Raw genomic sequence first — 11,979 nt, forward strand, 5'->3', positions numbered from 1 at the left:
TACAAGCACCTCTTCTCCTCGCCCAAGGTGCTGCGCCATCTCATCGAAGGGTTTCTGCCCGCCGATCCCCTACGGCGAATTCGTCGAAATCCCGGCCTGAAAATCGAGCTTCACTTCGGCGGTCCCTGTTCCAGCTCGAGCCGCAGACGGGTGAGGACGCGGGTTTGCAGCAGGGCCATTTCTTCGGCGAGGATCTGCGGCAGGCGCCGCTCGATCCAGCGCAGCTGGGCTTCGGCGGCGGGTGCGATGGTAGCGGCAGGCGGCGGGTGCGAGGCGCTTTCGGCGGGTGGGTGATCGACGACTTCCGTGAGGAGCGGCAAGTCGTCGATGGGAAGCGGCGGGGCGGAGGGAGAAGGGTCGTTGGTCTGGGTCATGGGGTCGGGGTCTTGCGGGGGATGGCCTGGACGTCGTGCCCTTCGGCGCGGTAACGGCGAAAACGTTCTCGCGCCGGGGCTTTGTCGTTCTCCTGCGGGCCGACGATCTCCAAAATCCATTCGCTGTTCTGATCCAACTCGGGATGGGAGCGGGCGAGCTGGATGAGAACGGGGCGCGGCGGGATGGGGGCTTCGGCCGTGAGAAGGACGATGGGGGTCTGCCCGGCGAGCGGTGAGCCGGCGGGGACGTTGGGCAGGAAAGCGCCGGATTCCTGAGTCCATAGGCGATGGGCGAAGGTGGCGAGCGTCGCTTCGTCTTCCAGGCGCACGGCTATTTCTTGCCCGGCGCGGTAGGCGCGGGCGACGAGCTCGTAGGCGAGCGCGAGCGGCTCGGGCACGTCGTAGTAGAAGCGGACGTGCGCCATGGAAGGGGTCAGTCGGCGTGGCGCCGGGCGGCGGCCCGCTCGAGGAGGAATTCGACGAGCAGCGGCACGGGGCGGCCGGTGGCGCCTTTTTTCTCGCCGGAGCGCCAGGCGGTGCCGGCGATGTCGAGATGCGCCCAGGGGACGTCCTCGACGAAGAGGGCGAGGAAACACGCGGCGGTGATGGAGCCTGCAGCGCGGTCGGTGCTGACGTTGGCGACGTCGGCGAAGTTGCTCTTGAGCGCTTCCTGGTATTCCTCCCACAGCGGCAGCTGCCAGGCGGGGTCGGCGGCGCGTTCGCCGCTTTCGAGGAGCGCTTGGGCGAGGGTTTCGTCGTTGCTCATGAGGCCGGTGGCTTCCTTGCCGAGGGCGATGACGATGGCGCCGGTGAGCGTGGCGACGTCGATGAGGCACTCGGGGCGGTATTCGCGCTGGGCGTAGGTGAGGGCATCGCACAGGATGAGCCGCCCTTCGGCGTCGGTGTTGAGGATCTCCACCGTGCGTCCGGCGAGCGTGCGCACGACGTCGCCCGGGCGGGTGGCCGTGCCGCTGGGGAGATTCTCGGTGGCGGGGACGATGGCCACGACGTCGAGCGGGAGCTTGAGCCGGGCGACGGCTTCTAGTGTGCCGAGTACGGCGGCGGCGCCGCACATGTCGAATTTCATCTCGTCCATCTGGGCGGCTGGCTTGAGACAGATGCCGCCCGAATCGAAGGTGATGCCTTTGCCGATGAGGACGATGGGGCGGCGCTTGCCGCGTTTCTCGCCGCTGCCGCGGTATTCGGCCACGATGAACTTGGGCGGAGTCTTGCTGCCGGCGGCCACGGCGAGGAAGGCACCCATGCCGAGGCGCTCCGCGTCTTCGCGCTCGAGCACCTGGACCTTGAGCTCGTACGCCTTGCCGAGTTCGAGCGCCGTTTCGGCGAGCTTGGCAGGGGTGCAGAGGTTGGGCGGGAGGTTGCCGAGCTCGCGGGCGCGCGCCATGCCGGCGGCGATCGCGCGGCCTTCTTCGAGGGCAGCGAGTTCGTCGGGGGCAAGTGGGGCGGACAGCGGCAGTTCGATGCGCTCGGCGCCACGCGGTTTCTTGCCGTTGGTGGTCTTGGTGGCCTCGTAGCGGTAGGTGGCATCTTCCAGGGTGGTGGCGAGCCGGCGCAGGCGCTCGGCGAGCGTGGTTCCGGGGACTTCGAGCTCGGCAAGCGGTACGACCGCCGTGCCGCCGGGGCCGTTGGCGAGCGCCGCGGCGGCCGCGCGTACCGCCTTCATCCAGGCGCGCCGGTCGAGCTTGGCGCGCGGCCCGAGCGAGACGACGTGCAGCCGTTCGGCTTCCAGCCCCGGGAGCGTGGTGTAGGTGTGCAGGCTGCCAGCCTTGTCGATGTCGGTTTCCTCGTTTAGCAGCGCCGTGAGCTTGCCTTGGGTGAGCTTGTCGAGGCGCTTGGTGAGGGGCGTGGGCTCGTCGGCGAAGACGGGGAGCACGAAGGAGGTGGCAGGGATTTTTTCGGGGGGTTGGACGTTTATGGTAAATTCCACGGGCTCATTCCTCACAGTCGGTCCGATGATCTTTCGTCGAAGCATTTTAGCCGAGATCGTACAGAACGCGGCGATGACGGCCTTCGGGTTGCTCGCGGTAGCTCTGACCGTGCTCGTGGTGCGGCTGGTGGGAGAAGCTGCCATGGGCGACATTCCGGCGGATTTGGTGTGGACTTTTCTCGGGCTGAGTACGATCGGGCAGTTGCCGATGGTGCTGGTGCTGGGCGGCTTTGCCGGGGTGCTGTTGACCATCCAGCGTCTGGCGCGCGATTCGGAGTGGGTGGTGTGGCGCGCGTCCGGCATGGCGCGGTGGCGTTTCTATGACCCCTTGATGGCGTTTGCATTGCCCCTGGCGGCGGGAGTGCTGTGGCTCACCTTGTGGGTGTCGCCTTGGGCGGAGCGACAGAAGGCGGAGCTGGAAGCGAGCGCTGCGGCGCGCGACGAGACGCAGAGCGTGGCGCCGGGCGTGTTTCGCGAGTCGGGCGACGGGCGGCGGGTGTTTTTCGTGACGCCGGGAAAAGATGGAACGCAGCAGGTGTTTGCCCGCTTGCAGCGCGAGGGGAGGACGACGGTGGTGCTGGCGGCCGATGCCGAGCTCTTCCAGCGAGAAGGGGCGCAGTGGGTGCGCCTGCGCGATGGCCGGCGCTATGATGAAGGGGATGCACCGCTCGCCTTTCGCGTGGAACGGTTCGCCTGGCAGGAGCTGCGCTTGCGCGCGAGCTCGAGCGAGGTGCCGAAGTTCAAAATGAAGGCGGCGCCTTTGGCGCAGTTGTTGCTTGCACCGGGACGAGTGGAGCGGGCCGAGCTCGCCCGCCGTCTGGGTTTGCCGCTGGCCGCGGTGCTGCTCGTGCTGATGGCCCTGCCTTTGGGAGAGGCGGGGCCGCGCACGAGCAAGGGCTATGCCCTCGTGCTGGCGGTACTGATCTTCGTGGCCTATACCAATTTCATCAGCGTGAGCTATGGGTGGATCGCGCGGGGACGGCTCGGGTTCTGGGAGGGTTTGGCCTTGCCGCACGCTATGGCTTTGCTGGCCTGGATCGGCCTGATGCGCTGGAGGAGCCGACGCGGATGAGGGTGCTGAGGCGATGGATCGTGACGGAGGTGCTGCGGGGGACGGCGGTGGTGACGGCCGTGTTCGCGGCGTTGTTCTTGTTTTTCGATTTCGTGGATCAGCTGGAGGACATCGGGCGCGGTGCCTATGGACTGAAGGAGGCGCTGTTCTACGTGGTGTTGCGCCTGCCTTCGCGGCTCTACGAGCTGTTGCCCATCGCGCTCTTGGTAGGGGCGCTGGGGGCGCTGGCACAGATGGCGCGGCACTCGGAGCTGGCGGTGCTGCGCGCTTCGGGCCTGTCGGTGACGGGTCTGTGGCGTATCCTCGCGTGGGCGGCGGCGGTGCTGGCCGTGCTCATCTTTGCCGTGGGGGAGTGGCTGGTGCCGCCGGCAGAGCAGATGGCGCGCATGTTTCGCGGGCAGGCGATGGGGGAGAGCGACATTTCCACAGGCGATCTGCGCTCGGGGGTGTGGATTCGCGAGGGGAACGATTTCATCAACGTGCGCCGCTTTAGCAGCGACGGTCAATTGCGCGAGCTCGAGATCTACCGCTTCGGGTCCGACCAGACGCTGACGGCGATCGACCGGGTAGCGGCGGCGCAATTCGATGCGGCGCGTGAGACGTGGCGCCTGAAGGAGGTGCAGCGGCGGCGTTTCACTGCCGAGCGGATCGTGGCCGAGGCGGTGCCAGAGCTCGAGTGGCGGACGGAGCTCACGCCAGAGGTGCTGGCGGTGCTGATGGTGGAGCCGTACCGGATGACGATCCGGGCGCTCTCTACCTTCAGCCAGCACTTGATGCGCAACGGGCAGAACGCGGACCGCTACCTGCTGGCGCTGGGGCGCAAACTGGTCTATCCGTTTACGGCCTTCGTGATGGTGACCCTGGCGCTACCCTTTGCCCTGGGGCATGCGCGCGGCGCGCCCATCGGTTTCAAGGTGTTTTTGGGGACGCTGCTGGGAGTGGCCTTCCATCTGCTCAATTCGCTCTCGGGCAGCCTGGGCGTGCTCGCGGGGTGGTCGCCCTGGCTGGCGGCGCTGCTGCCGGGAGCGGCCTTCATGCTGCTCGCGCTGGCGATGATGCATTGGGTGGAGCGGCGCTGAGAGGAGCGGGAAAAAGAAAAGGCCCGCGAGGGCCTTTTCTTGGGGGAAGAGCCGGCAGGATTATTGCGCCGCGCTTTCCTGGGTTTTGCGCACGATCTTTTCCTTGATGCGGGCGGATTTGCCGCTGCGCTCGCGCAGGTAGTAGAGCTTGGCGCGGCGCACGTCGCCGCGGCGCACGACCTGGATCGAGGCTACCAGCGGCGAGTAGAGCTGGAACGTGCGCTCCACGCCCACGCCGGAGGAGATCTTGCGCACGATGAAGGAGGAGTTGAGGCCGCGGTTGCGGCGGGCGATGACCACGCCTTCGAAGGTCTGCAGCCGCTCGCGGTTGCCTTCCTTCACCTTGACCTGCACGGCGACCGTGTCGCCGGCGCGAAAGTCGGGGATGGATTTGTCGGCGGTGAGCCGGGCGATCTCTTCGCGTTCGATCTGTTCGATCAGGTTCATCAGGAGCTCCTGGTAGCAAAAACGCCCCTTCGCGGGGCTGGTGGCGCGCAGAGCAGCCCGGTCAGGCTGGTGCGTCGCGGCTTTCTTCCTGCTCGAGTTCTTCGAGCAGGCGCGATTCTAGCACGGAAAGGGGGCGGGAGGCGAGGAGATCGGGCCGCAGCGCCCGGGTGCGGCGCAGGCGCTCCTTGAGGCGCCAGCGCGCGATCGCTTCGTGATCGCCCGACAGGAGCACGGGCGGCACCGCCCGGCCTGCGAAGACTTCCGGGCGCGTGTAGTGGGGGTGATCGAGCAGGCCGCCGACGTAGGAGTCGGCTTCGGCCGACTGGGCGTCGCCCAGCGCGCCGGGAAGTTGCCGGATCACCGCGTCGAGCACGACCATGGCGGCGAGCTCGCCGCCGGTGAGGACGAAGTCGCCGAGGGAGAGTTCCTCATCGACTTCGGCCTCGATCACGCGCTGGTCGATGCCTTCGTAGCGGCCGCACAGCAGGATGAAGGCCGGCCGCGCGGCGAGCCGCATCACTTCGCCGTGATCGAGCCGTCTGCCTTGCGGGGAGAGATAGATGACCGGGCCGGAAGAGCCGGTGGCGCGACGTTGCTGCTCGCGGGCATGGCGCAGGGCGGCGGTGAGCGGTTCGGGCCGCATGAGCATGCCGGGGCCGCCGCCGTAGGGGCGGTCATCGACGCGCCGGTGGGGGTCGTGGGTGAAGTCGCGCGGGTCGTGCAGCGCGAGCTCGTAGAGGCCGCGCTCGCGGGCGCGACGGGTGACGCCGTGCTCGGTCAGCGCAGCGAACATGGCGGGGAAGATCGTGACGACGTCGTAGCGGCGCATCGGCTACCAGTCGGGATCCCAGTCGACGGTGATGCGGTGCTGCGGAAGATCCACGTCGAGCACGTAGGCGCGTACGAAGGGGATGAGGTGGGTGCGATCGCGCACGTCGTCGCGCACCGAGAGGACGTCGTTCGCGCCGGTGGTGATGAGTTCGGCGACGCGGCCCAGCGGCGCGCCGCCTGTCGTATACACCTCGACACCGATCAAATCGCCCCAGTAGTATTCGTCTTTTTCGGGCTCGGGCAGCGCTTCGCGCGGTGCGCCGACGTACCAGCCTTGATAGGATTCGGCGGCGCTGCGATCGTCGACCTCGTAGAATTTGACGATGAGGCCGCGGCCGTGTTGGCGCAGCTCGGCGAGCGTCAAGGTCTGCCAGGATTCGAGGGGGGCGTCGGGCGCGGGCGCGACCCACCAGCGGGGCATTTCGGCCCAGGAGGCGGGGTCGTCGCCGTATGCGTGGAGCTTGAACCAGCCTTTGATGCCGAACGGGGCGACGAGGCGCCCCAGCACGACGATGGCCATGAACGCGGGATTCAGGCAGCGGCGCTTTGGCGTGCTTGCTTCACGAGGCGGAGCACGGTGGGCGAGAGCTGGGCGCCCTGGCTGGTCCAGTAGTCGAGGCGGCCGAAATCGATGGACAGGCCTTTTTCGTTGCCGGAGGCGAGCGGGTTGTAGTAGCCGACGCGCTCGATGAAGCGACCGTCGCGGCGGTTGCGCGAGTCGGTGACCACGAGGCTGTAGAAGGGGCGCTTCTTGGCGCCGCCACGGGCGAGACGGATGACGACCATGCGTGTTCCTCGATGTGCGATAGTGACCGAAAACCGCGGATTATACGGGCTTCAGCAAAAGGAATCAATGCTGCGACGGAACGAGGCGGCGCAGGCGCTCGGGCGCGGCGTATTCGATCACGGTCCGGCCGCGCTCGTCGCGCAGCACGTGGATGCCGCGCTCGGGATAGAGATAGTGGCGGGTGCCGTCTTCCTCGTCTTTCCATTCGTAGGTCGGCGGGCCGAAGCGCTCACGGATGACGGCTTCGTCGAGGCTCGCCTTGGGCAGGAAGGTGACGAGGGTGAGCGTGAGACCGGCAAAAGGTGCGAGCTCGGAATCTTTGAGTTCGACTTTGCGCGCTCCGCCCGCCGTGGGCGCCTTTTTGCCCCGCCGGGCGAATTCGCGTTCGAGGAGCGCGGGCTCGCCTTCGAAGCGCAGGATGAGCTTGCCTTCGATGTAGCCGGCGGTGAAATCGGGATCGTAGGCTTCGAGCACGTGCGCGCTTCCTTTCCGCTCGAGGATCGCCCATTGCCCGTCTTCCCCTAGCTGGCGGCGGGCGTCGGCGACGGTATTGCCTGCCAGCGTGAGGCCGAAGACGACGGGGCGGCCGCGCGTATCGAGCGCGACGCGCCAGGGCAGGGGCGGCTCGGGGGCGGCGGTCTGCGGGGAAGGCGGGGGATGCCACAGAAATCGCAGGGAGGGTGCGAGGATGATGCCCAGCAGCGTCAAACCCAGGATCCAGTAGAGTTGACGCAGACGAATCTTTTTCCTGGCCATGGGGGTTAGCGCAGCTCCGATTCGATCTCGGCGAAGGTTTGGGCCCGCGGATCGATGGCGATCTCCATGCCGAGTTGGCGGGCGATCTGGGTTGCGGAGAAGATGCCGCGAATACTGACGCGGCCATCGCGCTGTTCGGCCACGAGTAGATGGTGGCGTCCGCATTCCTGCAGGGTGGCGACGACGTTGCCGACCTTGGCGTGCACGACTTCGTCGAAGAGTACGGTGTCGACCCGCGCAAAGGGGGTCATGACGTGCCGCACCAGCACTTCTTCGCGCTTGAGGTGGTTTTCGTGGGCGAAACGCAGGGGTTTTTCGCCGAGGATGTCGTTGGCGGTGAGGATGCCCAGCAGGGTGCCCGCCGGGTCGAGCACCAGCAGCAGACGCACGCCGCGGCGGATCATGCGCGCTTCGGCCGCGACGAGCGATTCGTCGGGGCGGGCGGTGACGGGGTGCACCCGCTCGAGGTCGGTCATCACCTCGATCGCGGGGGAGTCGAGCGTGACCTGGCGTGCGGCGCCCTCGTCCGGCGCGTCGATCGTGGTGCCGGGCGTGAGATGGAACCGGTGCAGGGGTTTCCACGATGAAAGCATTATTTTCTCCTCCGTCCCTGAATGTTTCCTCTGCATCATAGACGATGCGGCTGCGGAAAGGAAGGGTGCGGCGGACGGTATAATCGGTGTTTTCCGCAAAGGGTCGACGGTCATCCAATGAGCGAAATCGTCTTGTTCGCAGGGGGCGCCGCCTGGTCGGCGCCGCGGTTGCAGCGTCTGGCGCGGCGTGTGGCCGCGGTGATCGGCCGGGAGGCGGCGCTGTCGGCGCAACAGTGGTTCTGGGCCGAGTGCGAGGCACCGCTCGACGCGCTTGCCCGCGGGCGTCTCATGGAGCTGCTGGCGGCGCAGCCGGCCCCGGCGCAGGCGCCGACGGACGCGCTCGTGGTGCTGCCGCGCTTCGGCACCATCTCGCCGTGGTCTTCCAAGGCGACCGACATCGTGCGCCAGTGCGGGCTTTCTGCGGTGCGTCGGGTGGAGCGCGGCATCGTCTATCGACTGGAAGGATTCGGGCGACTTTCCGCGGTGCAGCGCACAGCGGTGGCGGCCCTGCTGCACGACCGCATGACGGAGGCGGTGGTCTGCGACCCGGGCGAGGGGGCGAGGCTCTTCGCGCATTTTCCGCCCAAACCGCTCGAGACGGTGCCGCTTTTGCGTGAAGGGCGCGCGGCGCTGGAGGCGGCGAACGCTGCCATGGGTCTGGCGCTTTCCGACGACGAGATCGACTATCTGCTCGAAGCCTACCGGCACATGCAGCGCGATCCGACCGACGTCGAACTCATGATGTTCGCCCAGGCCAATTCCGAGCACTGCCGGCACAAGATCTTCAACGCGCGCTGGATCATCGACGGGCAGGAGCAGGAGAAGTCGCTCTTCCAGTGGATTCGCGACACGCACGCGGCGCACCCCGAAGGTACCATCGTAGCCTATGCCGACAACGCGGCGGTGTTCGAGGGGCGCGAGTGCGAGGTGCTGCATCCCGACGCCGACGGCGTGTGGCGCGCCCACCGCGAGCGCATGCATTTCCTCGGCAAGGTGGAGACGCACAACCATCCCACGGCGATCTCGCCTTTCCCAGGGGCGGCTACGGGCGCGGGCGGCGAGATCCGCGACGAGGGGGCCACCGGCCGCGGCGCCAGGCCCAAGGCGGGGCTTGCCGGGTTCACGGTCTCCAACCTGCACCTGCCCGACTTCGAGCAGCCCTGGGAGCGCGCCTATGGACGCCCCGGGCGCATCGCGTCGCCCCTGGACATCATGATCGAGGGGCCGATCGGGGCGGCGGCGTTCAACAACGAGTTCGGCCGTCCCAATCTGGCCGGGTACTTCCGCACCTTCGAGCTCGAGGTCGACGGCGAGGTGCGCGGCTACCACAAGCCCATCATGATCGCGGGCGGCGTAGGGGCGATCCAGGCGCGGCAGGCGAAGAAAGTCGGCTTCGCGCCGGGCACGCTGCTCATCCAGCTCGGCGGGCCGGGGATGCTGATCGGCCTGGGGGGAGGGGCGGCTTCTTCGGTGAGCGCGGGCACGAACGAGGCGGAGCTCGACTTCGCCTCGGTGCAGCGGGGCAACCCGGAGATGCAGCGCCGCTGTCAGGAAGTGATCGATCGCTGCTGGCAGCTCGGCATCGACAATCCCATTCTCTCCATCCACGACGTGGGTGCCGGCGGGTTGTCAAACGCGTTGCCCGAACTCGTCGATGGGGCCGGTCTGGGGGCGCACGTGGAACTGCGCGAGATCCCGATCGAGGAGCCGGGCATGAGCCCGCGCGAGATTTGGTGCAACGAGGCGCAGGAGCGCTACGTGCTCGCCGTGGCGCCGCAGCAGCTTGAGCGCTTCGCCGCCATCTGTGCGCGCGAGCGTTGTCCCTTCGCGGTGGTGGGCGAGGCGAGCGAAGATGGCATGCTCGTTGTGCACGACCGGCTCTTCGGCAACGACCCGGTGCACATGGAGATGGAGACGCTGCTCGGCAAGCCGCCGAAGATGGTGCGTAGCGTCTCGCGCCGGGCGATCCATCTTCCGCCCTTCGATCTCACCCCGATCGCGCTCGACGAGGCGATCGAACGGGTGCTGACGCTGCCCGCGGTGGCGAGCAAGAAGTTCCTCATCACGATCGGGGATCGCACCGTCGGCGGTTTGACGGCGCGCGACCAGCTGGTGGGGCGCTGGCAGGTGCCGGTGGCCGACGTGGCGGTCACCTCGGCCGATTTCACGGGATACGCGGGCGAGGCTTTCGCCATGGGCGAGCGCACGCCGCTTGCCTGTGTCGATCCGGCCGCCTCGGGGCGCATGGCGGTGGGCGAGGCGATCACCAACCTCGCCGCGGCCGACGTGGCTGAACTCACGCGGGTGAAGCTCTCGGCCAACTGGATGGCGGCGGCAGGGCATCGTGGCGAAGATGTGCGGCTCTACGAGACGGTCGCGGCCGTGAGCCGCTTCTGCCAGGCGACGGGGCTCGCGATTCCCGTGGGCAAGGATTCGCTTTCCATGAAGACGGCCTGGCGCGAGGCCGACGGCGAGGAGCGCGCGGTGGTCTCGCCCGTGTCGCTCATCGTCACGGCCTTTGCCCCGGTCGAGGACGTGCGCCGCACGCTCACGCCGGAGCTCGTGCGTGAGGGCGTGCGCGAGACGGAGCTGGTGCTGATCGACCTGGGCGAGGGGAAAAACCGTCTGGGAGGCTCGGCGCTCGCCCAGGTGTATGCCTCGGTGGGCGAGCAGGCGCCCGACGTGCGCCCCGAGGCAATCGCGGGGTTCTGGCGGGCGCTGCGTGCGCTGCGTGAGCGCGGCCTGGTGCTCGCCTATCACGACCGCTCCGACGGCGGCTTGCTCGCCTGCGCCGCCGAGATGATGTTCGCCTCGGGCTGCGGCCTTTCGCTGCAGCTCGACACGGTGGCGATCGGCGGCGCCTGCCTGGACGTGGATTCGACCAGGCGCGCCGACACCGTGCTGGGGCGGCGCAACGACGCCGTGCTCGCGGCACTCTTTGCCGAGGAGCTGGGGGCGCTCATCCAGATCGAGCGCGACCGGCGCGAGGAGGTGCGCGAGATCCTGCGCGCGCACGGTGTGGCACATCATTTCGTGGGCACGCCCAATGATCGCGACGAGCTGCGGATCTGGCACGGCGGACAGCTCCTCTACGCCGCCCCGCGCACGGCGCTGTGGCAGCGCTGGAGCGAAGTGAGCCGGCGCATCGCCCGCTTGCGCGATGACGAATCCTGCGCCGAGGAGGAATTCGCCGCCTTGGCCGATGCGGCCGACCCGGGCCTTTCCTGCACCCTCACCTTCGAGGTGGGCAAGGCGCCGATGGTGGCAAGCGGAGTGCGCCCGCGCGTGGCCATCCTGCGCGAGCAGGGGGTCAACAGCCACGCGGAAATGGCCGCGGCGTTTTCCCGGGCCGGGTTCGAGGCCGTGGACGTGCCGATGACCGATCTCGTCGCCGGCCGGCGCCGGCTCGACGAATTCAAGGGGATCGCCGCCTGTGGCGGGTTTTCCTACGGCGACGTGCTGGGGGCCGGAGCCGGCTGGGCCAAGGCCATCCTGTACCACGAGGCGCTGCGGGCGCAGTTCGCGGCCTTCTTTGCGCGCGACGACAGCTTCGCGCTAGGGGTGTGCAACGGCTGCCAGATGATGGCGCAGCTCGCCCCGATCATCCCGGGGGCGGAGCACTGGCCGAGGTTCGTCCGCAACCGCAGCGAGCAGTTCGAAGCGCGCTTCGTGATGGTGGAGGTGATGGAGAGTCCCTCGATCTTCTTCGCAGACATGGCCGGCAGCCGCCTGCCCATCGTCGTGAGCCACGGCGAGGGGCGCACGGAGTTCGCCTCGCCCGAGCAGGCGCAGCGGGCGATTGCGACGCTGCGCTACGTGGATCACCGCGGCGCGCCCACCGAGCGCTATCCGTTCAACCCGAACGGCTCGGCCGGAGGCTCCACGGGCTTTACCACGCCCGACGGACGCTTCACCATCCTCATGCCGCATCCGGAGCGCTCCTTCCGCACCGTGCAGTGGTCCTGGGCGCCGGCCGGCCTGGGCGAGGAGGCGCCGTGGTTCCAGCTCTTCCTCAATGCCAGGCGCTGGGTGGGTTGAAAAAGCCGCAAACGGTCGAATATCTGTCAAGGCAAAATAGAAATGTCCGGTCGT

Annotated in this window: 12 protein-coding genes; 3 read left to right on the forward strand and 9 right to left on the reverse strand. The window is 68.1% G+C overall.

Features of this window, described 5'->3' with window-relative positions:
• Nucleotides 1-110: 110 nt before the first annotated feature.
• Genes OA56_RS09030 through OA56_RS09040 form a run of 3 tightly spaced genes read right to left on the reverse strand, consistent with a single transcriptional unit; the run spans nucleotide 111 to nucleotide 2,322 of the window.
• Entirely contained in the window at nucleotides 111-374 is a 264-nt protein-coding gene (locus OA56_RS09030) for a hypothetical protein (protein ID WP_461584799.1), read from the reverse strand.
• On the reverse strand, nucleotides 371-799 hold the full coding sequence (locus tag OA56_RS09035; protein ID WP_461584801.1) for a DNA polymerase III subunit chi: 429 nt from the start codon (nucleotides 797-799) through the stop codon (nucleotides 371-373). Before OA56_RS09035 ends, OA56_RS09030 begins: the two co-directional genes overlap by 4 nt.
• Before the next feature lie 8 nt (nucleotides 800-807).
• Nucleotides 808-2,322 (reverse strand): leucyl aminopeptidase, encoded by a 1,515-nt coding sequence (locus tag OA56_RS09040; protein WP_461584803.1) that lies wholly within the window; start codon nucleotides 2,320-2,322, stop codon nucleotides 808-810.
• A gap of 73 nt (nucleotides 2,323-2,395) precedes the next feature.
• Here OA56_RS09040 and lptF point away from each other — a divergent pair, with 73 nt between their 5' ends.
• The gene (gene lptF, locus OA56_RS09045; protein ID WP_055423556.1) at nucleotides 2,396-3,394 is read left to right on the forward strand and encodes an LPS export ABC transporter permease LptF; all 999 of its coding nucleotides are present in this window, start codon (nucleotides 2,396-2,398) and stop codon (nucleotides 3,392-3,394) included.
• Nucleotides 3,391-4,473 (forward strand): LPS export ABC transporter permease LptG, encoded by a 1,083-nt coding sequence (gene lptG, locus OA56_RS09050; RefSeq protein ID WP_055423557.1) that lies wholly within the window; start codon nucleotides 3,391-3,393, stop codon nucleotides 4,471-4,473. The genes lptF and lptG overlap by 4 nt, the downstream gene beginning before the upstream one ends.
• Before the next feature lie 60 nt (nucleotides 4,474-4,533).
• Here the strand turns inward: lptG and rplS are convergent, their stop codons facing one another.
• The 6 genes from rplS to OA56_RS09080 form a co-directional block, all read right to left on the reverse strand.
• Nucleotides 4,534-4,920 carry a 50S ribosomal protein L19 gene (gene rplS, locus OA56_RS09055; RefSeq protein ID WP_055423558.1) on the reverse strand — a complete coding sequence of 129 codons (387 nt, stop codon included), beginning with the start codon at nucleotides 4,918-4,920 and terminating at the stop codon, nucleotides 4,534-4,536.
• Between the two features lie 61 nt (nucleotides 4,921-4,981).
• The gene (trmD, locus tag OA56_RS09060; protein ID WP_055423559.1) at nucleotides 4,982-5,749 is read right to left on the reverse strand and encodes a tRNA (guanosine(37)-N1)-methyltransferase TrmD; all 768 of its coding nucleotides are present in this window, start codon (nucleotides 5,747-5,749) and stop codon (nucleotides 4,982-4,984) included.
• A gap of 3 nt (nucleotides 5,750-5,752) precedes the next feature.
• A complete protein-coding gene (gene rimM, locus OA56_RS09065) occupies nucleotides 5,753-6,265 on the reverse strand; it encodes a ribosome maturation factor RimM (RefSeq protein WP_055423645.1) in 513 nt (170 codons plus the stop codon).
• A gap of 17 nt (nucleotides 6,266-6,282) precedes the next feature.
• Nucleotides 6,283-6,537: a 30S ribosomal protein S16 gene (gene rpsP / locus OA56_RS09070; protein WP_055423560.1), complete on the reverse strand. Its 255-nt coding sequence runs from the start codon at nucleotides 6,535-6,537 to the stop codon at nucleotides 6,283-6,285.
• Between the two features lie 64 nt (nucleotides 6,538-6,601).
• Nucleotides 6,602-7,294: a hypothetical protein gene (locus OA56_RS09075; protein WP_461584806.1), complete on the reverse strand. Its 693-nt coding sequence runs from the start codon at nucleotides 7,292-7,294 to the stop codon at nucleotides 6,602-6,604.
• A gap of 5 nt (nucleotides 7,295-7,299) precedes the next feature.
• Nucleotides 7,300-7,887, reverse strand: a complete 588-nt coding sequence (locus OA56_RS09080) for a CBS domain-containing protein (protein ID WP_461584808.1) — start codon at nucleotides 7,885-7,887, stop codon at nucleotides 7,300-7,302.
• A 117-nt stretch (nucleotides 7,888-8,004) separates the two neighbouring features.
• Between OA56_RS09080 and purL the strand changes: the two genes are divergently transcribed.
• On the forward strand, nucleotides 8,005-11,925 hold the full coding sequence (gene purL / locus OA56_RS09085) for a phosphoribosylformylglycinamidine synthase (RefSeq protein ID WP_461584810.1): 3,921 nt from the start codon (nucleotides 8,005-8,007) through the stop codon (nucleotides 11,923-11,925).
• The last annotated feature ends 54 nt before the right edge of the window (nucleotides 11,926-11,979 follow it).

Source organism: Tepidiphilus sp. HLB4, assembly GCF_054823945.1.